This window comes from Planktotalea sp. (assembly GCF_050633725.1).
Taxonomy (GTDB): Bacteria; Pseudomonadota; Alphaproteobacteria; order Rhodobacterales; family Rhodobacteraceae; genus Planktotalea.
Map to the genome: position 1 here is coordinate 17,291 of NZ_JBOEHB010000004.1, position 24,963 is coordinate 42,253.

General features: G+C 51.6%; 26 protein-coding genes. 7 read left to right on the forward strand and 19 right to left on the reverse strand.

All coding sequences use genetic code 11. From position 1 onward, the window contains the following. Positions 1 to 22: 22 nt before the first annotated feature. From ACRBCU_RS04775 to ACRBCU_RS04795, 5 genes are read right to left on the reverse strand one after another with little or no spacing between them, the layout of a single operon-like run. On the reverse strand, positions 23 to 2,050 hold the full coding sequence (locus ACRBCU_RS04775) for a hypothetical protein (RefSeq protein WP_431364230.1): 2,028 nt from the start codon (positions 2,048 to 2,050) through the stop codon (positions 23 to 25). Then, positions 2,047 to 2,916 carry a flagellar motor stator protein MotA gene (gene motA, locus ACRBCU_RS04780; RefSeq protein WP_431364231.1) on the reverse strand — a complete coding sequence of 290 codons (870 nt, stop codon included), beginning with the start codon at positions 2,914 to 2,916 and terminating at the stop codon, positions 2,047 to 2,049. The genes ACRBCU_RS04775 and motA overlap by 4 nt, the downstream gene beginning before the upstream one ends. 54 nt (positions 2,917 to 2,970) lie before the next feature. After that, the gene (locus ACRBCU_RS04785; protein ID WP_431364232.1) at positions 2,971 to 3,558 is read right to left on the reverse strand and encodes a MotE family protein; all 588 of its coding nucleotides are present in this window, start codon (positions 3,556 to 3,558) and stop codon (positions 2,971 to 2,973) included. A gap of 3 nt (positions 3,559 to 3,561) precedes the next feature. Next, complete coding sequence (locus tag ACRBCU_RS04790; protein ID WP_431364233.1) at positions 3,562 to 3,924, reverse strand: DUF6468 domain-containing protein; 363 nt, start codon at positions 3,922 to 3,924, stop codon at positions 3,562 to 3,564. A 13-nt stretch (positions 3,925 to 3,937) separates the two neighbouring features. Further along, positions 3,938 to 4,432 (reverse strand): flagellar basal body-associated FliL family protein, encoded by a 495-nt coding sequence (locus ACRBCU_RS04795; RefSeq protein ID WP_431364234.1) that lies wholly within the window; start codon positions 4,430 to 4,432, stop codon positions 3,938 to 3,940. A 135-nt stretch (positions 4,433 to 4,567) separates the two neighbouring features. Between ACRBCU_RS04795 and fliF the strand changes: the two genes are divergently transcribed. The 4 genes from fliF to fliP are packed head-to-tail and all read left to right on the forward strand — an operon-like array spanning position 4,568 to position 7,764. Further along, a complete protein-coding gene (gene fliF, locus ACRBCU_RS04800) occupies positions 4,568 to 6,169 on the forward strand; it encodes a flagellar basal-body MS-ring/collar protein FliF (protein ID WP_431364235.1) in 1,602 nt (533 codons plus the stop codon). Next, on the forward strand, positions 6,166 to 6,756 hold the full coding sequence (locus tag ACRBCU_RS04805; protein WP_431364236.1) for a hypothetical protein: 591 nt from the start codon (positions 6,166 to 6,168) through the stop codon (positions 6,754 to 6,756). Before fliF ends, ACRBCU_RS04805 begins: the two co-directional genes overlap by 4 nt. Further along, the gene (locus ACRBCU_RS04810) at positions 6,746 to 7,033 is read left to right on the forward strand and encodes a FliM/FliN family flagellar motor switch protein (protein ID WP_431364237.1); all 288 of its coding nucleotides are present in this window, start codon (positions 6,746 to 6,748) and stop codon (positions 7,031 to 7,033) included. The genes ACRBCU_RS04805 and ACRBCU_RS04810 overlap by 11 nt, the downstream gene beginning before the upstream one ends. A gap of 44 nt (positions 7,034 to 7,077) precedes the next feature. Continuing rightward, positions 7,078 to 7,764 (forward strand): flagellar type III secretion system pore protein FliP, encoded by a 687-nt coding sequence (gene fliP, locus ACRBCU_RS04815; RefSeq protein WP_431364238.1) that lies wholly within the window; start codon positions 7,078 to 7,080, stop codon positions 7,762 to 7,764. A 2-nt stretch (positions 7,765 to 7,766) separates the two neighbouring features. On the opposite strand, the gene hemF is transcribed toward fliP, so the two are convergent. From hemF to clpS, 4 genes are read right to left on the reverse strand one after another with little or no spacing between them, the layout of a single operon-like run. Further along, positions 7,767 to 8,648: an oxygen-dependent coproporphyrinogen oxidase gene (gene hemF / locus ACRBCU_RS04820; RefSeq protein WP_431364502.1), complete on the reverse strand. Its 882-nt coding sequence runs from the start codon at positions 8,646 to 8,648 to the stop codon at positions 7,767 to 7,769. Between the two features lie 38 nt (positions 8,649 to 8,686). Further along, positions 8,687 to 9,487 carry an SDR family NAD(P)-dependent oxidoreductase gene (locus ACRBCU_RS04825; RefSeq protein ID WP_431364239.1) on the reverse strand — a complete coding sequence of 267 codons (801 nt, stop codon included), beginning with the start codon at positions 9,485 to 9,487 and terminating at the stop codon, positions 8,687 to 8,689. Between the two features lie 49 nt (positions 9,488 to 9,536). After that, the gene (locus ACRBCU_RS04830) at positions 9,537 to 10,532 is read right to left on the reverse strand and encodes a methyltransferase (RefSeq protein ID WP_431364240.1); all 996 of its coding nucleotides are present in this window, start codon (positions 10,530 to 10,532) and stop codon (positions 9,537 to 9,539) included. A 7-nt stretch (positions 10,533 to 10,539) separates the two neighbouring features. Continuing rightward, positions 10,540 to 10,878, reverse strand: coding sequence for an ATP-dependent Clp protease adapter ClpS (gene clpS / locus ACRBCU_RS04835; protein ID WP_431364241.1), 339 nt, complete (start codon positions 10,876 to 10,878; stop codon positions 10,540 to 10,542). 368 nt (positions 10,879 to 11,246) lie between these two features. Here clpS and ACRBCU_RS04840 point away from each other — a divergent pair, with 368 nt between their 5' ends. Next, positions 11,247 to 12,680 (forward strand): serine hydrolase, encoded by a 1,434-nt coding sequence (locus ACRBCU_RS04840; RefSeq protein ID WP_431364242.1) that lies wholly within the window; start codon positions 11,247 to 11,249, stop codon positions 12,678 to 12,680. 9 nt (positions 12,681 to 12,689) lie between these two features. Here ACRBCU_RS04840 and ccoS read toward each other — a convergent pair whose 3' ends face one another. From ccoS to ccoN, 9 genes are all read right to left on the reverse strand, one after another. Then, on the reverse strand, positions 12,690 to 12,848 hold the full coding sequence (ccoS, locus tag ACRBCU_RS04845) for a cbb3-type cytochrome oxidase assembly protein CcoS (RefSeq protein WP_431364243.1): 159 nt from the start codon (positions 12,846 to 12,848) through the stop codon (positions 12,690 to 12,692). After that, positions 12,845 to 15,025, reverse strand: a complete 2,181-nt coding sequence (locus tag ACRBCU_RS04850; protein WP_431364244.1) for a heavy metal translocating P-type ATPase — start codon at positions 15,023 to 15,025, stop codon at positions 12,845 to 12,847. The genes ccoS and ACRBCU_RS04850 overlap by 4 nt, the downstream gene beginning before the upstream one ends. Positions 15,026 to 15,029: 4 nt before the next feature. Beyond that, complete coding sequence (locus tag ACRBCU_RS04855) at positions 15,030 to 15,491, reverse strand: FixH family protein (protein ID WP_431364245.1); 462 nt, start codon at positions 15,489 to 15,491, stop codon at positions 15,030 to 15,032. Beyond that, positions 15,491 to 16,927: a cytochrome c oxidase accessory protein CcoG gene (gene ccoG, locus ACRBCU_RS04860; protein ID WP_431364246.1), complete on the reverse strand. Its 1,437-nt coding sequence runs from the start codon at positions 16,925 to 16,927 to the stop codon at positions 15,491 to 15,493. Before ccoG ends, ACRBCU_RS04855 begins: the two co-directional genes overlap by 1 nt. A gap of 110 nt (positions 16,928 to 17,037) precedes the next feature. Next, positions 17,038 to 17,904, reverse strand: coding sequence for a LysR substrate-binding domain-containing protein (locus ACRBCU_RS04865; RefSeq protein WP_431364247.1), 867 nt, complete (start codon positions 17,902 to 17,904; stop codon positions 17,038 to 17,040). Between the two features lie 402 nt (positions 17,905 to 18,306). Continuing rightward, positions 18,307 to 19,182, reverse strand: coding sequence for a cytochrome-c oxidase, cbb3-type subunit III (gene ccoP, locus ACRBCU_RS04870; RefSeq protein ID WP_431364248.1), 876 nt, complete (start codon positions 19,180 to 19,182; stop codon positions 18,307 to 18,309). Further along, positions 19,179 to 19,364 carry a cbb3-type cytochrome c oxidase subunit 3 gene (locus ACRBCU_RS04875; protein ID WP_431364249.1) on the reverse strand — a complete coding sequence of 62 codons (186 nt, stop codon included), beginning with the start codon at positions 19,362 to 19,364 and terminating at the stop codon, positions 19,179 to 19,181. The genes ccoP and ACRBCU_RS04875 overlap by 4 nt, the downstream gene beginning before the upstream one ends. Positions 19,365 to 19,376: 12 nt before the next feature. After that, the gene (ccoO, locus tag ACRBCU_RS04880; protein ID WP_431364250.1) at positions 19,377 to 20,105 is read right to left on the reverse strand and encodes a cytochrome-c oxidase, cbb3-type subunit II; all 729 of its coding nucleotides are present in this window, start codon (positions 20,103 to 20,105) and stop codon (positions 19,377 to 19,379) included. 14 nt (positions 20,106 to 20,119) lie between these two features. After that, positions 20,120 to 21,736 (reverse strand): cytochrome-c oxidase, cbb3-type subunit I, encoded by a 1,617-nt coding sequence (gene ccoN, locus ACRBCU_RS04885; protein ID WP_431364251.1) that lies wholly within the window; start codon positions 21,734 to 21,736, stop codon positions 20,120 to 20,122. Between the two features lie 199 nt (positions 21,737 to 21,935). Here ccoN and ACRBCU_RS04890 point away from each other — a divergent pair, with 199 nt between their 5' ends. Next, complete coding sequence (locus tag ACRBCU_RS04890; RefSeq protein ID WP_431364252.1) at positions 21,936 to 22,778, forward strand: universal stress protein; 843 nt, start codon at positions 21,936 to 21,938, stop codon at positions 22,776 to 22,778. A gap of 5 nt (positions 22,779 to 22,783) precedes the next feature. On the opposite strand, the gene fnrL is transcribed toward ACRBCU_RS04890, so the two are convergent. After that, entirely contained in the window at positions 22,784 to 23,527 is a 744-nt protein-coding gene (gene fnrL / locus ACRBCU_RS04895; protein WP_431364253.1) for a transcriptional regulator FnrL, read from the reverse strand. Positions 23,528 to 23,591: 64 nt separating this feature from the next. Between fnrL and hemN the strand changes: the two genes are divergently transcribed. Continuing rightward, positions 23,592 to 24,947, forward strand: a complete 1,356-nt coding sequence (gene hemN / locus ACRBCU_RS04900) for an oxygen-independent coproporphyrinogen III oxidase (RefSeq protein WP_431364254.1) — start codon at positions 23,592 to 23,594, stop codon at positions 24,945 to 24,947. Positions 24,948 to 24,963 lie beyond the last annotated feature (16 nt).

Sequence of the window (24,963 nt, forward strand, 5' to 3'; positions counted from 1 at the left end):
AATTGGGGCTTGTGAGCCTGCCTCACTCCAGCCCAAGTTGCGACAGCTCAGCTTTGAAAGATGTGAGACTTTCCAGCAAGTCTTCGGTGTTTCGAACAGCTTGCGCGACGGGCGAGCGTGGCTGCGAAGGCGCGCTTTCTAGCGCGTTAGTTATTGTTTCATCTTGGATGCTGACAGGCGTTTCTTTTTGAGCTCCGACTTTTTCATTTAGGTCATTTTCTGGCCTAGATGCGGAGAGCTTGGATTGCGAAGCCGTTCCTAGTTGCCTTGCAAGATCAGCGAAGCCCAATTCAATAATCCGGTTTTGAATTTTGTCTTTTACTTCGTTAGCTGAACGCTCGAAATACCCACTTGGGTAGCTAACTGCCTCAGTCAGAAAGACCGCATTGCTTTCGATTTCACTTATCGCAATGCCAATTTCGTCAACAACAACATCGACTTGGCTGGACCTAACATGATTTTTGTACTCATCTGTGAGGGCGATCGCAGTTGCAAAGTCCTGCTCTTGAACTGCTGTTCGGATTCGCGCCCTTAAGAGCTCTGGCTCTAAAGTAGTTCCTTTGAGTTCTTCGCTGTAAGCAATAAGCGCCTCTTTTTGCGTTCCCTCTAACGGCGCGTCGTCTTCTAGCGCCATCTCAGCCAATGCAACCGCTGCCTGTGGGGCTTGATCGCTATCGTTTTCTATTGCTACTTCCAGAATTTCCATCGCAGAGCTTACACCCGACGTTTCCCTGGCAATCTTAGCTGCGACAACAGATCGCTGGCCCGTTTCGCTCTCAAATCCATCTTCCGTGCGCCTAAGCGAAAACGAAGCAGCATCAGTTGCCCCCGCGCGAAGCAGGATTTCAGCCCAATCCGCAACAAAAACGCCCTGCAAAGCGCGAGGCCATTGTTCAAACTGAAGTCTTAGGTCAACTATTTGCTGCTCTCCCAGAGCTCCTAACTCTGAAAGCTCATCACCCTGCTTATGTCCAACAAGTAAGCTCCAAAGCAATGCACCCGGGCAATGGGACAACCTAGAAAATTCAGACACAAGTTCCTTGTTTTGTTCCCCATCGATAAACTTCGAAAGCAGTTTTAAAATGTGATCATTTGATGTTGGCTGCGAGATTGTCGCTAGCAGAGCCCCAGCTTCCGCTCCCATCGCTAAAGCAAGGTAATTCCGAGCAAGCGTCCTCGCAGCTAAATCATCAAATTCGTTCGCATCAGTTGCAACTTTCCGTCTAGCTGTCTTGAGGATTTTTAACGCTTCATCCTCTTTGTTCCAATTTAGGGGATTAATCTCATCAAGCTCAGCACACTCTCTGACTTGGGTTGCCGCTGCACTCTCAACTTCATAGCTTTCTCGGTCAGCTAAGCTTGGCGACGGATGAAGCCGCATTTGAGTTACGTTGTTTGATAGGCCCTTTGGCGAAAGCATGTGTTGCCCACCCGCGGATGGGGGCGCATCTTTTTCAATGTCCAACCGCGACAGCAAGCGCAACTGAGAGCTGTTTTCACCTTTTGAAATAGTTGAAAGCAAAGGAACGGAAGGCCCTTTTAAAGTCTCCCTCGAATGAGGAACCTTAGGAGCAACTTCGCCAACGCTGGCTCCCTTGGTTTCAACCAAATTCCCAAACGTTAGCTGAGATCGAGAACCACGATCAGACGCGCGCCAAGTGGATCTTGGCCTAACTGTATCATCAGCTGAAGGCCGAAAAACATCGATAGCAAACATGTTTGTTCCCGCGATGTAGCTTTTGTATTCGCAACGACAATTTAAGGCTATTTCAATTTCACGAAACTGTTGATCCAAACGAATGCTACTTAATTGATCTCGAGATATTCTACGAAAGAAGTCGCTTGCATCTATTTCTTTCGTTGTTTTTGGCAAATTTACGATCAAGGACGTCTTTTTCATGGACACGGACGCAGTTTCGGGCTGTTTCATGTCCAAAACAATGCGCGTAAAGTCAGCATGTTGCGCTGTCCTCACGACGATCGTTTCAGATAAAGCCGCCTGCCCCCAAAGGCACAAACCAATCGCGAATCTAAGCCAAAAAGGTATCAAGCTGCTTCCTTTTTGAGGTCTTTCAACGCTTCTTCGAGCGCGTTGAAACTCGGGCGATAAGACGTGGGAGTATTCTGGCGCCCAACTTCGATGCAGTTATTGGCGGTGTGATTATGTAGGTTAGCGACAAGTACTTCCCGAATAAGTTGGTAGAAATGACCGTCTTCTTCGACTACCGTCTTTAATCGCGCAGCAAACGGGCCAACGATACCATAGGCGAGGAAAACGCCCAAAAAGGTCCCGACCAGCGCGCCACCGATCAGTTTCCCCAAAACTTCTGGTGGCTGATCGATAGAGCCCATTGTTTTAATCACACCTAACACAGCAGCTACGATTCCGAGCGCAGGCAGGCCATCTGCAACAGTCTGAAGCGCATGGCTCGAATGCAACGAATGATGCAAGTTCGCTTCCATTCGTTTCTCCAGGATTTCTTCAACTTGATGTGGATCATCATAGTTCATCGACGCGGAACGCAAGGTATCACATATTAAGGAAGTCGCTTCGGAATCTGCCAAGATCCTAGGATATGTCGAAAAGACGCTCGAGTTTTCCGGATCTTCGATGTGCTCTTCGATAGACATCGGGTTTTGCTTAACCATCCGAAGCAACTGGAACAAAAGGCACAAAAGGTCTTTGTAGTCTTCTGGTTTCCACTTTGCGCCTTTAAACACCTTTCCCATGTCCTTCAGCGTGTGCTTTGCCTCTGAACCGCTGTTGCTAATAAGAAATGCCCCCACAGCGGCCCCACCGATCATGGTCATCTCAAAAGGCAACGACTTGAGAATAATCGCCATTTTGCCACCAGCGGCAAGGTATCCGCCAAACACCATAACAAAGACAACCACAATACCAATTATGCCAACCATGTTGCGCTCCTAATTCGCTTTTCGCCGTTATTGCACCAAGGTGTTAAATTTTGGTCAGTTTGGATCGATTTCTCTAAAATCAGAATGCCGGCCTGCAAGGACAACACTAATTGCATAAGCTGACTTCGCCGAGAGGCTCGACATTACTGCCGCAGCAGATTCCGAGCGCATTCTGGCTAAAAACCCGGCTGCAAACCCCGGCTCCATTTCCTCAAAGATAACGGCTGCATCTTTGGCTTTCATGTTCTCATAAACAGCTGTCAGCCGAGAGACATCGTCCTCAGATGCTGTGCTGGCCACTGCAAGTAAAGAGCGCAAGCGCTCTTCAGCACGGGTAAGCTGTTCGAGTTTTTCAATAATTTCTTTTTCCGCTCGACCTAGATCATCTAGGCGCACCGAAATGCGTCGCTCTTCGATTTCCAGCTTTTCTTCTCTCGCTTGAAAACTCTCTAAGAGTGCATCCATCTCTTGCGTTTCTTCAATCTGAGTGCTTATTCCGTTTGCTGGCGTCGGTGGTTGAACTTGCGCATCAAGCGCAAAGGCTGCGGTTGACACCCCCACCAACCTTAATCCAGCCGAAACCAACAGAAGCGTAGCGATGACTGTGAGCGAGCCGATTTTTCGAGTTTTGTTTTTTTGCATCGGTTACCCCACTGAGCGCGCAAGCCGTGTCGAAAAAACCGGGCCTTCTTGATCTTGGCGATCTACTTCTGGCTGCCCGACCTCGGGGAGATCATGCATTGATGCAACCATCAGCTCCAAACGCTGAGCGACATTTTCAGCATTCTTTGTTAAATTTCTTAGAGAGTCAGCAGACGCCGAAGCCACTTTTTTCGCCTCTTCAACAGAGTCTTCAAGCTCGCTTACCTGTGCCGATAGCGACGCAACGGCCTGCCCTATGCTGCTCTCTGAATCCTTGAACGCGGACAAGCGGCGAGACAGCACAAAACAGTAGAACCCAGCAGCCAAAGCGCCAGCCATCATTAAAATATCAGCGATAAGTGTCATTAGCACCTCGTTATCATTGCAGAACAAATTCCATGATCAGTAAGTCTTCGATGCGCCCCGTCCCCGAAATAATTTGCAACCGTCGCAAAAGCTGAGAGCGCAGCTTTATCAAGGCAATTGGGTCTTCAAACCGCGCGGCTTCTAGGGCGTTGAGATAGGTATTCATAACGTCCATGAGGCGCGGCTTAAGATGCTCAATATCGGTTGCGTGTTCTGGCTTTACTTCGAGTTGGCCGACAAATTTCAGCATCTTGTACTGAGAAGACGAGCGGATATTTACAATCAATGGGTCCAAAGGAAGATATACTTTGTCACCAAGCGATTTGAGCGGCTCAACCTCTTGTTCGGTGTTTTCGTTTTGAGCGTCGCCACCAATCGCAAGCATTCCAGAAAAAGCCGCATAAAAGCTACCAGCACCGACCAAAATGGCCAACACTAAGACCAGAATGAAACCAATCTTGCTCTTCTTTTGCGGTACTTCTTCTTCGAGTGTTTCTGCGTTTGCCATATGACCTCCGGCACAAGAACTGATGCCAAACTAAACGCAACTCACTAACCGATTGTTAAGCTTGCACTGTCAAAACGAATGAAACGGCACGATCAACTTGCCGTGCGATCAGGAGGTCGATGGGTGAATCTGATAGTGAAGCGTTGGAAAGATCTGGAAGCACAGAAAAAGGTAGTTATTGCTCTTGGAATTGCCGCATTGATTACGACTCTTGCGGTTTTAGTTCGAATGGCGACACAACCATCAATGGTTCTGCTTTATTCTGGACTGGAGGCCCCTCAAGCTGGTGAAGTCATTCGCGCGTTAGAGCAGCGAAGTGAAACATATCAAGTAAAGGGTGGAACAATATTTGTCCCTCACCAGCGCCGCGATGAACTTCGTATGACTTTGGCGAGTGAAGGCTTACCAGCCAATAGCTCGAAAGGGTATGAACTACTTGATTCGCTGTCCGGATTTGGCACCACATCGCAAATGTTCGACGCCGCATATTTGCGCGCGAAAGAAGGAGAACTCGCTCGGACGATTGTGTCTTCTTCTCAAGTTGCGATGGCTCGCGTGCATATTGCGCAGCAATCGCGATCAGCTTTCAGCAAGAACAAGCAGGGGACTGCGTCCGTTTTCATAACGCCGAGCGGATCTGGCATTGATGGCTCCCAAGCTAAAGCGCTTCAGTTTTTAGTTGCGTCGGCAGTTGCGGGCATCGACCCCAAAAACGTTTCAATCGTGGATGAAAAGACAGGGCTTGTAGGTACTCAAGAAGCGAAGAGCATTGGCGAAACAGGAGACAGTAAAGCTGCGACACTAAGCGCAAAAGTCGAACGCCTTCTTGAGGCGCGGGTCGGTGCCGGTAATGCGATCGTAGAACTAAATGTAGATACTGTTTTACAAAGCGAGCAAATTACTGAACGCTTACTTGATCCCGACAGTCGCATTATCATCAGCACCGATAACGAAGAACGCTCAAATACGGCGGAAGGTTCAGGATCTCAGGCGGTCACCGTTGCGTCAAACCTGCCAGATGGCGACGCGGCAGGGCAGGAAAACTCTAAAAGCAATGCAAACGAAACACGCGAGCGCGTTAACTACGAAGTTTCGGAAACCCAAAGAGAAATTGTGAAGGGACCCGGAGCGATTAAGCGCTTGTCAGTTGCAGTATTGGTTAATTCTGCAAAAGATCCGAATGAACCCAGTTCCTTTGTTCCCAGAAGCGAAGAAGAGTTGGCTCAGCTAACCCAATTGGTACAATCGGCAATCGGCTTTGACGAGTCTCGTGGGGACACGATTTCAGTTCATTCCATGACCTTCTCACCGCAAATCCCGAAAGGTACCGGCCCCGTAGAAGCCTCACTTCTCAACACCACATTAGACCTTATGACGATCCTACAGATGGCAATTCTAGCGATCGTCGGTGTTGTAATCGCGCTGATGGTAGTAAGGCCCGTGCTCAAGGCCTCGAACGAGGTGGTTTTGCCAACTCTGGCTTCCCCAGAGGGAGCGGGCGAACATACGAAAACACCTGTATTGTCTGGTGAAATCGATTTTGACACGGAACCCGAGAACTTAATGACGGTTTTTGAGGGCAACGCTGAATTAGATCAGATGCCTGCAAAGGATCTAGATCTCGCCTCGACCGACAACCCAGTCAAAAGACTGCGGGAAATGATTGAAACGCGTCAGGAAGAAACCGTCGACATCTTGCGCCAATGGCTTGAACAAAAAGAACGAGCGGGGTCATGAGTTCGCAAATGATATTTCAAGACTTTTCAACAAACCAAGGCCCAACCGAAACCATCAACCCGCTTCAAAGTGATCCATTAGAAGGTTACGAGCTAGGCTATAAAGCCGGCTGGGACGATGCTCTCAAGTCTCACTTAGAATCGAAATCGCACATTTCTACGTCCTTAGCGCAAAATTTGGAGCAGATTGAATTTACGCTCGCCGAGGCGAAGTCGGAAGTGTTCTCCTCACTAAAACCAGTTTTGAATGAACTGACAAAAACACTTTTCCCAAGCCTAACTCACATCGCTTTACGCGATCTGATTGCGAACGAAGTAAACGACTTGCTAAATGCACACGCCCCTCAAGAGGTCTCCATCGTCGTCGCAGAAAACGACGAAGCAACGGTTGCGGCGCTGCTTAATTCTACTCGCGCTTTGTCTGAAATTTCGCTCGTCGCGAAAAACACCTTGGGTGATGGGCAAGCTTACATATCATGCTCCGAAATTCAGAGGAAGGTTGATGTAAAACAGGCCCTTAGCGAAATCCAAGAAACGATTGAAACCTTCCTAAACCAGCCAGAATTGGAGCATGCAGATGTCATCTGATGCGCAAGCTCAACCCAAATCACAGACACCTTTTAGCAATGTTCCAGTCGAAATCATTGTTTCGGTTGGTCGCGCACGCCCTAGCATTCGCGAATTGTTAGATCTTGGTGAAAATTCCATTCTAGCGCTCGATAGAACCGTCGATGCACCTGTTGAGCTGTTTATTGGCGACCGGCTTGTTGGGCGCGGTCAGTTGGAGGAAACCGAAGAAGGCGCCGCAGCATCTTTAGCCGTTCGTATAACTGAAATCGTCGAACCTGAAGTTGGCCACGGGTGAATAAGTATCTACGCCTTTTCCTTCTGTTTTTCGCATGTTGCGCAATGCCATCGTCTGCCATGGCGCAGATTGTTTCTGAGACATTGATCGAGGGCGGCTCGTTAACGCAAAGCAGTCTTCATCTCATTGCTCTGATCACTGTTTTAAGTTTAGCGCCCGGTATTTTGATCATGATCACGTGCTTTCCTTTCATGATCACCGTTCTTTCGATCCTTCGACAAGGGCTAGGACTGCAACAATCGCCACCCAATATGATGTTGGTGAGTCTCGCTCTCTTCCTAACCTACTTCGTTATGGAACCCGTATTCATAAAGGCATGGGATAACGGCATCGCACCGTTCAGCGATGGCGTCTTGGAATTTGAAGTCGCTTTTATGCGAGCAATGGCACCATTCAGAGAGTTTATGTCTGCACGCATCAATCCAGAGACATTCTTTGCCCTTGCTGAGCTTCGTCCAGATCTTGGTGGTCAAGACGCGGGTCCCGAAGCGCAACTGTCTTTGCTAGTTCCCAGTTTCATGCTGTCCGAAATCGCTCGCGCATTTCAAATTGGGTTTCTACTTTTCTTGCCTTTTTTGATCATCGACTTGGTGGTCGCGGCAATACTGATGTCAATGGGCATGATGATGGTGCCGCCCGCAATCGTATCGCTGCCGTTCAAGCTCGCCTTCTTTGTGGTGGCCGACGGCTGGACACTTATCGCGAGCGGCTTAGTTCAAAGTTACAACTAACCCTAAATCCATTTTGCGAGAGGTGGCAGGCTCATCAAGACGGCATTTGCATCGTGTCCAGTTTCCAGGCCAAACTTGGTCCCGCGATCATAGACCAGATTGTATTCAGCATAGAGACCGCGATGGACTAGTTGTGCCTCTTTATCCGCCTCACTCCATTCTTGAGTGCGCCGTTTCTCTATCAGTGGCAAAAAGGCGGGCAAAAAGGCACGTCCAATATCTTGGGTCAGCGAGAAATCCGCTTCCCAATCATCCGTGCAACGATCGTCCATGAATATGCCACCCACACCACGCGCACGCCCGCGATGAGGGATGTAAAAATACTCATCAGCCCATTCTTTCAATTTTGGATAGTGCTCTGTGCCATGTGGATCGAGATGCATTTTCTGCGTATCGTGAAAGTGTTTCGTATCGTCGTCATACTCCAAGCACGGGTTCAGATCGGAACCACCGCCAAACCACCAGGCATGAGGAGTCCAAAACATGCGCGTATTCATGTGAACCGCTGGGCAATGAGGGTTTTGCATGTGTGCAACGAGTGAAATCCCCGAAGCCCAGAACCGCGGATCATCCGCCATTCCTGCGATGCCTTTGCGCGCGGCCATTGCGTTTTGCGCACGTTCTCCCAAAGTACCGAAAACAGTGGAAATATTAACACCAACTTTTTCGAAAACACGGCCGCCGCGCATAACGCTCATCAATCCGCCGCCAGCGTCGCCGCCATCTTGCGACTGCCGTTTTGTCGTGCTCACGTCAAATCGACCAGGCTCCGCATCAGAAAGTGGCCCTGCCGAGTGACTGTTCTCAATAGCCTCGAAGGCCGCCACAATTTCGTTGCGAAGCTCTTCAAACCATGCGGACGCGCGTGATTTCTCTGATTGCATGTCTAATGTCACGACATTTCCTCTTACCAAAATTGTGTTTAATGCGCCGGCGCTTCAACCGGATCGAGTAAAGTACGCCCGCCATCAACTGTGAGAACTTGCCCCGTGACAAACCCTGACGCGTCAGACGCGAGATATTGCACGGCTTCCGCCAATTCAGAAGGCGCGGCAATGCGACCAAGTGGTGTTTTGCCCTCAATCGTTTCCCGATAATCGCTGTTTCCGCGGAGCGTTTCTTTCAAACTGGCACTCATGACAGATCCAAAAGCGACGGCGTTCACTCTTATTCGTTCAGGCGCAAAAGCGACGGCGAGCGATCGCGTCATTTGATCCAAGGCTGCCGTGGAAATCGAATAGGCCAAAAGCTCTGGGCGCGCGCGGCGCGCGGCGATGGAAGACAAGTTGATGATGGAGCCAACACTGTTCGTTTCGCGATCTTTTGCTTGCTTTATCATTCGGCGCGCGACCAGCTGAGAGAGACGCAAACTCGTCATCAAATTTTGTTGAAGCAACGTGCTAACAGTGTCGTCTTCCGCATCCAATGGCGACGTCGTGAGCATTTGCCGCGATCCGTTCACCAAGATATCAACGGAATCGAAAGCATCGATTGTGCCAGACAGCAGATTCGCAGTCGTAAGTTTCTCGCGTAAATCACCAGAGAAGTAGCGAATTTTACTGTCGTCTTCTACTTCGCCCAATTCCTCCGACAACCGCGTATCGTCCATATCTGCGAACATAACATTCGCACCTTGGCTCGCGAAGTGCCGCGCGATGGCAAGGCCAATGCCATTTGCAGCACCGGTCACGATAGCGGTTTTGCCATCAATCGAAAAAGACATTGGCAGACTCCAATTTGGCTTCGTTAGAATGGTGCATCTACGTCAGTTGCTAGCGAAGCTTACCGCGCGTTCGCTCAGCTTTATATACTTTGAAGCGGTTCGTACGTGCCAGCAATTCGCTTTTGGCAAAGCACTCTTCCAATGTATTTTCATACGGCAGGTGCGAATTTGCCACCATAAAGAGTTCACCGCCAGGCTTTAGAAGGCGCGCGGCAGATTTGATGAACGCGATGCCAAGCTCGGGCGTCGCATTGCGCCCCTGATGAAACGGCGGATTCATTATTATTGCTGAGATCGACTCCGGTGCCGCCCAATTCAATGCGTCCGCCCAATGAAAACTAGCTCGTGCGTCAGTCACATTCTCTTTTGCGCAATACAACGCAATTTGGTTATCCTCCACTAAGTGAAGGTTTGTGATTTTAGGAGATCGAGAGAGCAATTCAGCGGACAGATACCCCCAGCCCGCCCCCAAGTCACAGACCGTTCCGACCAAGTCCAAAGGAAGGTTTTGCAACAATAGCTCTGAGGCGGGGTCAATCCCATCAGCTGAAAATACGCCTGGCGCGGTTTTGAAGCCCGACTCTAACGTGCTTGGTTGCGCGAGCCACTTGGCCAATCCTTGCGCCCGATTTGCTTGAAACCAAATCGTCTTGCCATGACCTTTGGAATAGCTCCCGCCAATCTCAAGCTCGCGAGTGATTTGCTTGGCGATACTTTCGATACCATCCGTTTTCTGACCATCCACGATGATCCAGCCATTCGGGGCCAGCGAAACGGCACGGGCGATCAGGTGGAGCGCTTCAGCTTTGGCGCGAGGGAGTAAAACGATCGCATTGTCATAGTGCGCGTCATTCAGATCACCAGTTTGGAAACCTGATGCTTTCAGGGTTGATGTTTGTGTAAAAGAAGCACTTTCACACCGCAGATCAGCTATATTCAAACCACTCAAGCGATCGGGCGAAAGCTGCCCAAGCACGCAAGTCAGCCCTTCCAATGCTGGCAACACTTCAGCGCTGCGCGCAAGAGCTAGACGCGCATGTTTCATGCGATATCTACTCTTTTTCCATAGTGCATTGCAGCGGATGCTGATTGCGACGCGCGAGATCCATAACTTGGCTCACCTTGGTTTCAGCAATTTCATGACTGAAAACACCTACAACAGCGACGCCCTTTTTGTGAACTGTTAGCATGATTTCAAATGCTTGCGCATGGGTCATGCTAAAGAACCGCTCAAGAACATGCACGACGAACTCCATCGGCGTGTAGTCATCATTCAACAAAAGAATTTTGTAGAGTGGCGGCTTCTTGGTTTTTGGACGCGTTTCAACGACGACGCTAGCGTCGGTGTCATCGTCCGAATTGCCAGAGGCAAGAATTGGCTGAATGTGCATAGCCTGCCATGTCCAAAGTAAATCAACGTGTTTGAGCTAACTATATAGCTTCTAAGCTGCGATAGAAAAGAGCTCAGTGCAGACAAGGCCCCAAATTACAAGAAACCCCGCGCTGCAAAGCAAGCCGAGATGATCATCCAAGCGCCCGACTCAACTGAACTATCGCGATGACACATTGCTGACACAATCGCTTGTTTTGTGGCACGCTTTCAGCAAACCGCAAGATGCTGCGTTTTTGGACGCAAAATAGATCGAAATTTCCTTTATTTTGAATGCTTTATTAATCGAAATTTATGTGTTAGGCTTTAGCCATAATAAATAAGCCAGTCGAAAAATCGGCGGCATTGAGGCAGTAAAAGGCAGACATCGTGAAGGTACGGCATACATCGCCGGCCCGACTAGGGCTATTGATCGTTTCACTCATTTGGTTGGTTGTTGCGCTTCCATTAAGCGTCTCGGCTGCGCCATATGCCGCATTTGTCATGGACGCACGTTCAGGCGAAGTTTTGCACTCGCGCAATGCGGATACGCGACTGCACCCCGCCTCTCTCACCAAAATGATGACGCTGTACATTGCATTTCAAGCGATTGAAAATGGTGAGATTTCTCTCGATACAACCGTAAAAATTTCAGCCAATGCCGCTGCAGAGCAACCTTCCAAACTTGGTTTGCGTGCAGGGCAGCGGATCAAGTTTCGCTACCTCATTCGCGCGGCAGCGGTTAAATCCGCAAATGACGCGGCGACGGCCATTGGCGAAACCCTCGAAGGCTCTGAGGCCGCATTTGCGCGCCGCATGACCCGCACAGCGAAGTCTCTTGGTATGTCCAAGACGACCTTCAAGAACGCACATGGGTTAACCGAAGCTGGGCATCTCTCGACAGCGCGCGATATGTCCCAACTTGGCCGCCACCTGCTTTACGATTACCCAGACTACTACAACCTGTTCTCTCGCATCACGACAGACGCAGGTGTTAAGACCGTCCCAAATACAAACCGTCGCCTTTTGAGCAACTACCGTGGTGCGGATGGCATCAAAACTGGATACACGCGCGCAGCAGGTTTCAACCTGGTAGCATCCGCTGAACGCGGAAAAGAACGTATTATCGCGACAGTTTTTGGCGGCCGCTCAACAGCGACTCGAAACGCCCGCGTCGCAGAATTGCTCGACATGGGTTTCAAGCGCGCACCTACACGCGTTGCGCTACGCAAACCAAAAAAACCAGCCTATGGCGGGTCTCGCGCGACAGCAAAAACCATCCGCGTCGTGCGCGCCGTAAAGAAAAGCCCGCGGCCCAAAGCCCGCCAAGCACGTGTAGAAACCGCACCAGTTCTTGTCTCGCTCAAGGATGATGTGCGTCAAGCGTTGGTAGAAGCGCAGGTGAACACAGCCTCCGCCGGAACAGCGGTGCAGAGCGCATCGGCTTCAACGGCCGCAGTCATGGTATCACCAAAACCTGCGGCGCGCCCGAAAGCGCTCATGATGGCATCGTTGACGCAACCAAAACCAGTGGCAAAATCCAAGCCCAAGCAGGAGGTCGTGACCCGACTATCCACCTCTGGCGGACGTCACTGGGGGATTAACATTGGCCGATACCCAAATCGCTACAAGGCCGAGCGTGTTTTGCTAAAGACCGCTCTTGCAGAAATGAGCACATTGGGTGGCGCGCGACGCACCGTGTATGAGCGCAAGGCGGGATATGACGCAAACTTCGTTGGAATGACCCAAGAAAGTGCAGATCTAGCCTGCCGTCGCTTGCAGGCTCGGAATGTGAAGTGCTCGATGGTCGGCCCTAGCTCTTAGGCTTTGGCCTCACGGCTTAGGTTTATCGTCCCACTCATCGCTTAGAATGCGCGCAGCGTTCCCGTCAGGGTCGTCGTATTGCTTTGAACGCACAGAATAGATGAATGCCGCCAAGCCAACTCCGCCAAGAGTCAAGGAAATCGGTATCAGGTAAGCGAGTACGTTCATTTGTTACGTCCTAAGCGCAATGCGTTGAGCGAAACAGTAATAGATGAACTCGACATCGCCAAGGCCGCGATCAAAGGCGTTGCCAGGCCAGCAATCGCAAACGGAACCGCAATAATGTTGTAAAGCGTTGCGATCTGGAAGTTTTCCTTAATCCGAGAGGTCGCTTTTTGCGCCACTGTAATAGCGCCGCCAATTGGCGCGAGCGTATTGCCTAGCAGCACAATATCAGAGGCAACACGCGCCGCATCAAGAGCAGAGGCAGGGGAAATAGAAACATCCGCAACGCTCAAAGCCGCCGTGTCATTAAGACCATCCCCTACCATCAAAACATGCGCACCTTTTGATTTCAGAGCGCCGATAAAGTCAGCCTTATCTTCAGGCAACGCATTTGCCTGCCAATTCGATAGTCCCAGCGTTTCAGCCAAAGCGCGTACTGGTACTGGCGCATCCCCCGAGATCAAGTGCATTTCGATCCCTTTCGCCTTGAGATCACCTATCAACTCTTCAGCACCTTCGCGCACGGCATCCTCAAACAGAAATTCTGCTGGAGCAGTTTCCCCGATTTGTAACCACGTCGCTGTTTGATCGCCTTGCTCTGCACCCAGCCAGCTGGCACGGCCAAGGCGGACCTGCGATCCGTTCCAAGTCGCTTCGCTGCCAAATCCTGGCACTTCACGAATGTCATCGAGCTTGGCTGCGCAAACTGATTTGTCCGCAAGGGCGGTCACAATCCCTTGGGCGAGTGGATGAGAAGACCCCTGCGCCAATGCAAGAGCGATGCCAAGCGCGGTAGGATCATGAGCATCAAGGTTGGTTAGTTTAGGATTGCCTTGAGTCAGGGTGCCCGTTTTATCGAAGACAACCGTATCAACCTTGGCCAACCGCTCCATCGCGGTTCCGTCTTTTATCAGCAGGCCTTTGCGAAACAAGCGACCCGAGGCCGCTGTTGTGACGGCAGGCACGGCCAAGCCAAGCGCGCACGGACATGTAATAATCAGTACCGCGGCTGCAATGTTTAGAGCGACACGCATATCGCCCGAATAGAGGAACCAACCAACGAAACTAAGGGCCGACAGGATATGGACACCTGGTGCGTAGAGCTTGGCAGCTTTATCCGCGAGCGAGGTATAATTTGAACGCCCGCTTTCCGCGATCGCGACCAACTGCGCCATTCGAAAGAGGGAGGTATCCTCACCAACGGCTGTCACGCGGATCGTAAGCGGTCCAGTTAGGTTAACCTCGCCAGCGCTCACGACTTGACCCGGCTCCGCCAGAACGGGATTGGTCTCGCCAGTAAGCAGTGCTCGATCTAGCTCGGAGTGCCCCTCGACTATGACCCCATCGACGGGCATACGCCCTCCGGGACGCACAAGCACCAAGTCGTCGATGGCAAGATCTGCAACGCTGACTTGGCTCGTCTCGCCATTTACTATTCTTAGCGCGCGCGGGACTTCAAGCGCGGCCAACTCTTCAGCCGCCGAACGCGCGACAGCGCGTGCGCGATGATCCAAAAACCGCCCTGCGAGCAAGAAAAACGTTAGTGTCAACGCCGCATCAAAATAGGCATGCTCGCCCGAAAGACTGGTTTCCCAAAGCGACGTCGCAAGCGCCAAGGTGATCGCCAAAGCGATTGGCACATCCATGTTCAACCGACCAGCCCTCAAGGCGGTGTACGCGTTCAAGAAAAACGGTTGCGCAGAAAATGCAATAGCAGGCAGAGTAATCGCCGCAGACAGCCAATGAAACAAATCGCGCGTTGCTGCTTCTGCACCGGACCAAACAGCGACAGACAGTAACATAACGTTCATCGACGCAAAGCCAGCGACGGCCAGACGCATCAGTAAATCGCGTCCTGCTTTGTCCGTTTCGGTCGCTTTTAGGGATCCTGTATCAAGCTCATGTGCTTCGAACCCAATAGCTTCCAGCTTGAGCTTGAGCTGCTCCGCCGTAACTTCGGGATCCGCTTGGATTTGCGCGCGCTTGAGCGTGAGATTAACCCGCGCACCGTGAACACCCGGGTGCGCATTTAAAACCCGCTCAACAGAGGAAATGCAGGCGGCGCAGTGAATAGAGGGGAGCGAAAGCGCGAGATTTACTTCTTTAGGTGCTTGCGCATCGGCCAAAGCTTCGGCCGCCGGGGCGGCTGTACACGCGGGGCATGCTGAAATCGCGCTCAACGGATCACTCCTTGATGTGCAAAATGACGCGTTGTTCGAACTTTGAACCGTCGATTGCTACCGCCTTCATCCGCACGTTCCAATTGCCCTCACCCAGCGCGGCGCGCGCAACATAGCTAGACCCGTCAAAAGCAAAATCAGGCGTAAGATCATCCTTAACATGCGTTGCTCGACCGACTGTCGCGTCCAGCTTTGCAACCTGAACTGGTTGGCCCGCATCATCGCGAATATCCAAAATAACGAGACCACCCGTCGATTTCGCGTTTACTGTCCAGCCCAACGCTTCTTGGACAGAACGGCGCGCATCAAACTGCTGCGACGCAACATAGGAGTTCTTAACTTCCAAGCCTGGGAACGTACGCACTGCATTGTAAGCAAGTGCCAGATTAACCGTGATGATTACGGCAAAGCCGGAGGCAAAGATCGCGAATACTCCGCGACCTGTTAATGGTTTGGAACTGGTCATCAGTTGTCCTTCCCGTTGAAGATCGTGTCTTTATGCGCCCGCTCACCATTAGAGGTATCTTCTACCCAGATGCGGAACGGTGTGCGCTCGGCGTTCGCGGCTGTCGATGCTGACGGTGCTATCACATAAACCCGTTGAAGATAGTTGCTGTCAGCAGGCACATTAACACTTTCGTATGCAGTGCCTTCAAGTTGCACGCGCAAGGTAGGATCACCAGAAACCGTCAAGCGGAACGGGCGGTCTTCGCCATGCTTGTTGAGCAACCGAACGTCGTAAGTGTTGCGAACAGAACCGTCCGAAAGCGTCACAAACGTTGGATTGCGAACCGGTGCCACGCTCATTTCGATGTCTGGACGGATGAACAAAGCAAATACAAGCCCCAGTCCAACAAGCGCCCAAAGAACGGTGTACATGATTGTTCGCGGGCGCAGAATATGCTGCCAAACAGGTTTGATAGGCTTGCCAGCGCGTTCATTTTCTTCGTCGGTTGACGCCATGTAATCGATCAACCCACGAGGCTTGCCGATCTTGTCCATCATGTCATCACAGGCATCAATACACAGCGCGCAGGTGATGCACTCAAGCTGCTGACCGTCGCGAATATCGATGCCAACAGGGCACACGTTCACGCAAGCCATACAGTCAATACAATCGCCCTGTGGTTCACCCGCTTTGACGGCTTCGGAATGCTTGCGCGGCTCGCCGCGCCACTCGCGATAGCCGACAACCAACGTATCTTCATCCATCATCGCCGCCTGAATACGGGGCCAAGGGCAGGCGTAGATGCAAATTTGCTCACGCGCGATGCCGCCAAAGAAAAAGGTTGTCGCAGTAAGAACCAGCATTGTTGTGTAAGCAATCGGGTGCGCTTGGCCAGTAAGCAAATCAACCATCAAAGTCGGCGCATCAGCAAAGTAGAAGACCCAAGCACCACCAGTCGCGAGGCCGATCAAGGCCCAAGCAATCCATTTCGTGATACGTAAACGCGCTTTTCGCAAGTCCCACTTCTTTTGTTTATGCAAGCGAAGCCGCGCGTTGCGATCCCCTTCGACCCAACGTTCGACGAGAATGAAGAGATCCGTCCAAACAGTTTGCGGACAGGCATAACCGCACCAAACGCGCCCTAAAGCGGAGGTAAACAAAAACAACCCAAGCCCCGCCATGATCAGAAGGCCCGCGATAAAGTAGAACTCATGAGGCCAGATTTCGATCCAGAAGAAAAAGAAACGACGGTTGGCGAGATCAATCAAGACAGCTTGATCTGGCAGATTGGGACCACGGTCCCAACGGATCCAAGGTGTGAGGTAATAGACACCCAGAGTAAGCGCCATAATAATCCACTTGAGATTGCGAAACCAACCCGTCACGCGGCGTGGGAACACAGGTTCTCTGGCGGCATACAGGCTTGGTGCGGGTTCATTGTCTTGTGAGCTCACGGAATCACCCCGTTATAAGCATTTGCGTTGCTCTGCTTGTCTCAGTCTAGTGGTGGATTATCTTTGACCTAAGTCAAATTCCGATTCTTAGAGGTATATTTAACGTGGCGCTACTTTTGCGTCTTTAGCCAACGCAGGAATGACTTTAACGCGCTTCGCTGCACACCGGGTCGCGTTACGGTAAAATACCCGAAATCTTCATCGTCTTCGAAAAGCTTGACCAAACGGCCACTCTCAAGATCAGCCTTGACCCAAATCTCAGCAGTCACAGTGATCCCCTGCCCCGTGCGCGCGGCGTCTAAGGTCAGGTTTCCAGGCAGAATGATACGGCCGCCTTGACCCGCTTCGCAAACGCCATGTTTGGCAAGCCACAGAGAGCTTTCAGAAGTCCCAACTTCTTGCAGTATCGGAAACCGCGCTAGATCAGAGGGGCTTGTCGGGCAATCGTCGCAAATGAAGCTGGGCGCTGCGACGGCGACACGGCGCGTTTTCGCTAACAGCTTTGTCTCAAATCCGCTCCAGCTACCTTTTCCAAAACGAATGGCCAGATCCATTTTGCTTTCTTTGAGGTCAACCGCCATTGGGTTTGCATCAATAACGACGTCAATCTCGGGGTGCTTTGATCTGAAATCAGCAAGGCGCGGCACTAGCCAGTTGGCGGCGAAGCTAGGGGTCGTTGAAACGGTCAACGGACGTGCATCCTGGATTCCTGTAAGTTTTTCGACTTCCTCCGCGATAAGAGAAAAGCCCTGACGCAAAGCATCCGCAAGATCGCGACCTTCGATGGTAAGGCGCGCTTGCCGCCCTTTCCGATCCAATAGCTGCACGTCCAAATGCGCCTCAAGGTTCCTAATTTGCTGGCTAATCGCTGCATGAGAGACACTTAACGCATCTCCTGCGCGCTGCACTGAACCTGTCTCGGCATAAGCGCTGAACGCTCGAAGCGCAGACATAGGGGGAAATTCACGCCAGTTCATTTGAAAGCCTACCTTACATATGGTCATTCTTCCTGACTCGCTTGAAACAACTTTGCAAGTAGTATCGGGATATCAAGTCAGCATTGGAGATCGGATATGATAGGAATTTTCGCAGACAGCTTTTTGATAGCGACACGCCAGTACGACAGTCACCGCGCTCACTGGCAAGCGCCTCGCCATTGGATTGAAAGCGACCCTCATGAGATCCGCATCAAACCCAAGAAAGGAACGAAGCATGATTGATCCGATAGTATATCGAGCGCCGTCAATCGCTGAAAGTCGCTCACCCAAACCACGTTGGCCATGGCGCGGACGTCGTTGGACCACGCCCAAGACGCGCTAAAAAAAAGCGCCCGAAGCCTAACACTTCGGGCGCTTTTGCTTTTTCACAATTAGGCGATCTTATTCAGATGCTTCACCGCCGCCGAGGCCATGAACATAGGTCGCAACTGCACGAAGTTCAGCTTCTGACAAACGCTCTGTCCAAGCTGGCATAACGCCGTAGCGACTGTAAGTGATCGTCTCGACGAGCTTGTCGTAGCTCCCGCCATAGAGCCAGATCGCATCGGTTAAGTTCGGCGCGCCTTGCTCGCGATCACCTGCACCATCTTCCATGTGACAGCTTGAGCAATTGTCTTCGAAGACCACGGCGCCCGCTTCAACCATGCTGGCATCCTGAGCAGTACCAGACAGGCTCATCACGAAATTGGTGACCTGAGAGATTTCCTCTTTTTCAAGCATTTCGCCAAAAGCAGGCATCTCTGAGTAACGTGTGTCATCGTCGGTTTCTGTGCGGATACCATGACTAATCGTAGCATGGATTGCCTCAACAGAACCGCCCCAAAGCCAGTCATCATCTAGCAGGTTTGGATAGCCAGATGCTTGAACACCCGCCGCGCCAGAACCGTGACACTGTGCACACCATGTACGGAATACAGCGCCGCCAGCAGATTTAGCATAAATTTCCAGCTCAGGGTCAGCCGCGATTTCACCCAACTCAACAGATGCAAGCTTTGCGTTGATCGTTTCGTTAGACTTTTCGACCGCCGCAATGTCCGCTGCGACTTCGCCGCGTGTGGAGTACCCAAGAACACCAGCAGTTGCCGAGTTAATCATGGGCCACGCCGGATAAGCGATGGTGTAGCCAACCGCCCAAACGATACATGCGTAGAGCGTCCAAAGCCACCAACGTGGCAAGGGATTGTTGTACTCCTCAATACCGTCCCAGCTGTGGCCAGTCGTTTCGACCTCTTCCTTTTTGACAGGTTTCTTGCTCATTTTTGAGCCTCCTCATCAATGTAGGGTTTATCTTCATGCTGGAACGGGATGTTTGCTGTTTCCGCGTAGGTTGCTTTGGATCCTGGGCGGAACACCCAGAAAACAATGCCTGCGAAGAACAAAAAGAGGAACAAAAGCATCCAGCTATCGGCGAATTCACGTAAGAAAGAATAAGTTTCCATGTCATTCCCTCCTTAGCGGTTTGCGTCAGGCGTGAAGGTCGAGAAATCAACCATCGTGCCCAGCACTTGCATGTAAGCGATCAGCGCATCCATTTCGGTAACGCCGGGCGCTCCGTCAAAATTGCTGACTGTTACGTTTTCGCCGTAGCGCTCAAGTAGCCCGTCATAATCGCTGTCAGGATCTGCCTGCGCTTTAAAGTCAGCTTGCGCTGCTTCGATCATCTCGGACGTATAGGGCACGCCAACAAACGCATGGGTAGACAGCAGATCGCCGATATATTTCCCATCAATGAGCGTGCGCTCAAGATAGTCGTACTTTGGCATAACCGACTCAGGCACCACGGATTGTGGATCGCGAAGGTGATCAACGTGCCATTCGTCAGAATAACGTCCGCCAACACGCGCAAGGTCAGGCCCTGTCCGCTTGGACCCCCATTGGAATGGGTGATCATACTTGGACTCAGCTGCGAGCGAATAGTGGCCATAGCGCTCAACCTCGTCCCGCATAGGACGGATCATCTGGCTGTGGCACACGTAGCACCCTTCGCGAATGTAAATGTCGCGACCTGTTAGCTCCAGAGGTGTGTAGGGGCGCATGCCCTCTACATCCTCAATCGTGTTTTCGAGGTAGAAGAGTGGCACAATTTGCACCAATCCCCCGATTGTTACGACCAGAAAGCTGAGAACCAGCAGAAGGGTCGCATTGGTCTCGATAATTCTATGTTTGTCGAGAATTCCCATAGGTCTGCTCCTTCCTATTCGGCCGCTACGGCAGCGTGGGTGTTAGCAGCTTCAGCTTCTACAGCTGGGCTACGCTTGACAGTCATCCAAAGGTTGTAGGCCATGATCAAAGCACCGGTGAGATACATCACCCCGCCAAGACCGCGCACCACATACATTGGGAACTTGGCTGCAACAGTGTCCGCGAACGAGTTCACCAAGAAGCCGTTTGCATCTACTTCACGCCACATCAAGCCTTCCATAATGCCAGTCACCCACATGGACGCCGCATAAAGAACGATACCGATTGTCGCGAGCCAGAAGTGCCAGCTAACCAGTGTCAGGCTATAAAGACGCGTACGGTTCCAGAGCTTTGGCACGAGGAAGTAGAGCGCACCGAAAGTGACCATACCGTTCCAACCAAGTGCGCCAGAGTGCACGTGTCCAATTGTCCAGTCGGTGTAGTGCGACAGGGAGTTCACAGCGCGGATCGACATCATCGGTCCTTCAAATGTGGACATGCCGTAGAAACCGATGGAGATAACCATCATGCGCATAACAGGGTCAGTACGCAGTTTGTCCCAAGCACCAGAGAGCGTCATCAGACCGTTGATCATACCGCCCCAGCTTGGCATCCAAAGAACGATCGAGAAGACCATCCCAAGTGTCGCCGCCCAATCAGGCAAAGCTGTGTAGTGAAGGTGGTGAGGACCAGCCCAGATATACAGGAAGATCAACGCCCAGAAGTGGATGATAGACAGTTTATAAGAATAAACTGGGCGCTCAGCTTGCTTCGGAACGAAGTAGTACATCATGCCAAGGAAACCAGCCGTCAGGAAGAAGCCAACAGCGTTGTGTCCATACCACCACTGAACCATCGCATCTTGAACGCCAGAGAAGACTTGAACCGACTTGGAGCCGAACAAGCTAACCGGAATGCTGATGTTGTTAACAACATGCAACATCGCAACTGTGATGATGAAGCTCAGGTAGAACCAGTTCGCAACATAGATGTGCTTTTCTTTGCGCTTGATGATCGTTCCCAAGAACACCGCGAGATAGGCAAGCCAAACAACAGTCAACCAAAGGTCAACATGCCACTCGGGCTCCGCGTATTCTTTAGACTGCGTGCTTCCAAAGAGATAACCCGTCGCCGCAAGAACGATAAACAATTGATATCCCCAGAACACGAACCATGCGAGGTTGCCGCCCCAGAGGCGCGCCGCGCTTGTTCGCTGCACCACATAGAATGATGTTGCGATTAAAGCGTTGCCGCCAAATGCAAAAATCACCGCCGAGGTGTGCAATGGACGAAGGCGACCAAAGTTGGCGTAACCTTCCGCCCAATCAAAGTTCCAAGCCGGAAAAGCCAGCTGAAACGCAATAAAGGTTCCCACAAGGAAACCTGTTATGCCCCAGAAGGTTGTCGCGATAACGCCGTAGCGCACCACGCCGTCCATGTATTCGTGTTCCATTGACCCGCCTGAAACCGGCTCGCCCGTTTGGCGCACCGTCCACAGGAACATGCCACCCGCAACCAACATAATGATGAGTGCGTGAACCATGTAGGCAAGGTCTCGTGCGTAGTTGGCAGCAATCATCGCCATAAGCGTGATAAGGCCAAGCACGATAATCTTGATGTAGTTCATCATTTTTCGTCCCTTCGTCCTTCCCGCGCGATTCGTAATTCGTGCGCAGGGTTCATTTGACTGAGTGTCTTGTGCGAGATCACGCCAATCCATTCTTTGATCTGGGTCAAACTTTTGGCGGCGATAGGTTGATTGGCGTCAAGGATATCTGTGCAATTCCGCCTCAAGCTAAGGGGGAGCTTAAAGAAAAGGAGGCTACACAATGGAATATAAGACTCTTATTACCCATCTCGCCGATCTGGACACGAGCACCGCCTTTCTAGGTGCCGTATCATCGCTGGCGGTCGCGTATGACGCACATCTTGACGTTGTGTGCCACGGCATTGATCGAATGACGCCAGGCTTTCACTATGGTGGCGTTGATCCAATGTTGTTGCAACGCACGATGGAAGCGGCAGGCGCGGAAGCGAAATCAATCTCCGACGCGGCGCGCGCAGCGCTCGACAAAACCAATGCGCGTTGGAGCGTTGAAAATGTCGTCAATCCTATCGGCAATATCAATCGCAGCGTGGCCATTCGTTCACGTTTTGCCGATCTCGCAGTTTTGCCAACGCCTTATGGCGACAACACCTCTCAACTAGAGGCCGAAGGAGTCTTGGAAGGTGCATTATTTGGCGGTCAATCTGCCGTGATGATCCTTCCCGAGGACTGCACTCTAAAAGCCACGCCAGATAGGGTGATCATCGCTTGGAATGAGAGCGCTGAAGCCATGAATGCTATTCGAGCCGCACTTCCGCTGTTGAAAAAAGCCAACTCTGTGCGAGTCACGGTCATTGACCCGCCGCGACACGGGCATGAACGGTCTGACCCGGGTGGCCCTCTTTCGGTCTTCCTTGCACGGCATGGCATCAAAGTCGAAATCGATGTGCTTGGCAAAAGCTTGCCCCGTGTCAGCGACGTTTTATTGCGTCATGCCGCTGACAAAGACGCTGATCTGGTGGTTATGGGCGCTTATGGGCACTCTCGTTTCCGCGAAGCCATTCTAGGCGGAGCAACACGTGACATGCTGGAAGAGGCAAAACTGCCCGTCTTTATGAAACACTAAGCGCCTTAGGCCAGCATTCCACCATCGCTATCATCTCCGGCTTCATTGAGCAGACGCTCAAAGTCGGGGATGGTTACATGACGCTTACCCTCAAGCACGATAACGCCATCGCGCTTCAATGCGCTTATCTGACGGCTTACCGTTTCGAGCGTCAGACCAAGATAATCGGCCATCGCTTCGCGCGTTAGCGGCAAATCAAACACCATCTTGTCTTGCGATGCGCTCAAATTCAGCGAGGCGTCGCGACGCGCGATGATAGACAAAAGCGATGCGATCTTTTCGCGCGCGGTTTTTCGGCCCAGAACAAGCATCCATTCACGCGCAGCATCCAGTTCATCTAGCGTCATCTCAAGCAATCGCTGAGCGATGTGGGGCGTGCGCTCCATCATTTCTTCGAAAGGAACTTTGCGAAAACAGCACATCACGACATCCGTCGTTGCGACAACATCATAAGCTGCACCGCGACGACCTGGGCGACCAACAAAATCGGAAGGCAGCAACAAACCTACCATCTGAGTGCGTCCGTCTTCCATCGTTTGGGTAAGTGTCGCAATCCCGCGCACAACAGACCCGACAAATTCCATCGGCTCGCCTGACCAGACAATAGTCTGCCCTGCTTCATAAGTACGATAGTACTTAATCTGGTCCAACAGCGCCAACTCATCCGTTTCACAACGCGCGCAGACAGCACGATGGCGGATTGGGCAATCTCCGCAGTCTTGAGGTTCAGTCGCGAGTGTTAGGGACATAACAATGTGTTTCCATTGATCTGAATCAAAGAAGTAGCGCCCATTACATCTTATCGGCGAAGATATGACAATGAGAAACCAACTAGAACGGCTAGGTCTTTTTGACGCTAAAGTACCGCGTTACACCAGCTACCCTACCGCACCGCACTTCAACGGAGAGGTCAGCGATGCTGATGTCTCGCGCTGGATTTCAGAGATTAAGCCGCACAGTAAGATATCTCTTTACGCCCATATTCCGTTTTGTCGTCGGCTATGTTGGTTTTGTGCGTGTCGCACTCAAGGCACACAGAACGTGGCTCCAATTGTCGCCTATTTAGAGACGGTTAAGGCAGAAATCGCCACGCTCGCCAAACATTTGCCCGAAGGCGTCACGTTAGAGCGACTCCATTGGGGCGGCGGTACGCCAACCTTGCTTTCTCCTGACATGATCACCGATCTTGCCGGTGAAATACTCGCTGTAACACCAATGGCAGCAGGCGGCGAATTTTCTGTTGAAATCGATCCGAACGAGATTGATGGCGCGCGATTAGACGCGCTCGCTACAGCCGGCATGAATCGCGCATCTATCGGTGTTCAAGACTTTGATCCCGAGATTCAGAAATGTATCGGGCGCGAACAAAGCTATGACATCACCCGCGATGCAATCGACATGATCCGCGCGCGCGGAGTTCAATCTCTCAACGCTGATATCCTTTTTGGACTGCCACATCAGACAGGTGCGAAGATCACCGAAAGCGTGCAAAAGCTGCTTTCGCTTAACCCTGACAGGGTCGCGCTTTATGGGTATGCGCACGTTCCGTGGATGGCGCGTCGTCAATCCATGATCCCGTCCGATGCGCTTCCAACACCGCAGGAGCGGCTCAAACTGTTTGAAACCGCGCGGCGCTTGTTCCTCTGGGACGATTACACTGAAATCGGCATAGACCATTTCGCGACCAAATCCGACGGGCTAAGCAAAGCGCTGGAAGCTGGCAGGCTTCGACGCAATTTCCAAGGATATACCGAAGACACCTCCGAGGTGCTCATTGGCCTCGGAGCCTCGTCGATTTCGCGCTACCCGCAAGGCTATGCGCAAAACAACGCAGCCACATCGAACTACACCGCTTCGGTACGCGAAGGACGCATTCCAATCGCGCGCGGACACAGGTTTGGCGGAGACGACAAGCTCCGCGCACGTCTTATCGAGGCGTTGATGTGTGACTTTCGCATTTCACGTACAGAAATTACAGCAAACTTCGATATCACGGATGCGGCGCTTGAGACGCTCTTTCAAGAAGCAAACAGAGCCTTTGAAGATTTGCTCTCGATTGACTCGCAAGGCTTGTCCATTCCACTGGAAGCACGCCCTCTCACTCGCCTTATCGCCCGCCAGTTTGATGCCTACGATCTCAACCACGCGGGGCATAGCTCCGCAATCTAATCCCCTATGTAGGCGG

Coding starts and splice junctions, on each gene's coding strand:
- ACRBCU_RS04810 (WP_431364237.1), top strand. CDS start 6,746: ATGTCATCTGATGCGCAAGCTCAACCCAAATCACAGACACCTTTTAGC.
- ACRBCU_RS04875 (WP_431364249.1), bottom strand. CDS start 19,364: ATGGAAACTTATTCTTTCTTACGTGAATTCGCCGATAGCTGGATGCTT.
- ACRBCU_RS04805 (WP_431364236.1), top strand. CDS start 6,166: ATGAGTTCGCAAATGATATTTCAAGACTTTTCAACAAACCAAGGCCCA.
- motA (WP_431364231.1), bottom strand. CDS start 2,916: ATGGTTGGCATAATTGGTATTGTGGTTGTCTTTGTTATGGTGTTTGGC.
- fliP (WP_431364238.1), top strand. CDS start 7,078: ATGCCATCGTCTGCCATGGCGCAGATTGTTTCTGAGACATTGATCGAG.
- ccoN (WP_431364251.1), bottom strand. CDS start 21,736: ATGATGAACTACATCAAGATTATCGTGCTTGGCCTTATCACGCTTATG.
- ccoO (WP_431364250.1), bottom strand. CDS start 20,105: ATGGGAATTCTCGACAAACATAGAATTATCGAGACCAATGCGACCCTT.
- ACRBCU_RS04890 (WP_431364252.1), top strand. CDS start 21,936: ATGGAATATAAGACTCTTATTACCCATCTCGCCGATCTGGACACGAGC.
- ACRBCU_RS04790 (WP_431364233.1), bottom strand. CDS start 3,924: ATGACACTTATCGCTGATATTTTAATGATGGCTGGCGCTTTGGCTGCT.
- ACRBCU_RS04795 (WP_431364234.1), bottom strand. CDS start 4,432: ATGGCAAACGCAGAAACACTCGAAGAAGAAGTACCGCAAAAGAAGAGC.
- ACRBCU_RS04785 (WP_431364232.1), bottom strand. CDS start 3,558: ATGCAAAAAAACAAAACTCGAAAAATCGGCTCGCTCACAGTCATCGCT.
- ACRBCU_RS04855 (WP_431364245.1), bottom strand. CDS start 15,491: ATGACCAGTTCCAAACCATTAACAGGTCGCGGAGTATTCGCGATCTTT.
- ACRBCU_RS04825 (WP_431364239.1), bottom strand. CDS start 9,487: ATGTCTTTTTCGATTGATGGCAAAACCGCTATCGTGACCGGTGCTGCA.
- ccoP (WP_431364248.1), bottom strand. CDS start 19,182: ATGAGCAAGAAACCTGTCAAAAAGGAAGAGGTCGAAACGACTGGCCAC.
- ACRBCU_RS04865 (WP_431364247.1), bottom strand. CDS start 17,904: ATGAACTGGCGTGAATTTCCCCCTATGTCTGCGCTTCGAGCGTTCAGC.
- fnrL (WP_431364253.1), bottom strand. CDS start 23,527: ATGTCCCTAACACTCGCGACTGAACCTCAAGACTGCGGAGATTGCCCA.
- ccoS (WP_431364243.1), bottom strand. CDS start 12,848: ATGAACGTACTCGCTTACCTGATACCGATTTCCTTGACTCTTGGCGGA.
- hemF (WP_431364502.1), bottom strand. CDS start 8,648: ATGCAATCAGAGAAATCACGCGCGTCCGCATGGTTTGAAGAGCTTCGC.
- clpS (WP_431364241.1), bottom strand. CDS start 10,878: ATGCACATTCAGCCAATTCTTGCCTCTGGCAATTCGGACGATGACACC.
- ACRBCU_RS04830 (WP_431364240.1), bottom strand. CDS start 10,532: ATGAAACATGCGCGTCTAGCTCTTGCGCGCAGCGCTGAAGTGTTGCCA.
- hemN (WP_431364254.1), top strand. CDS start 23,592: ATGACAATGAGAAACCAACTAGAACGGCTAGGTCTTTTTGACGCTAAA.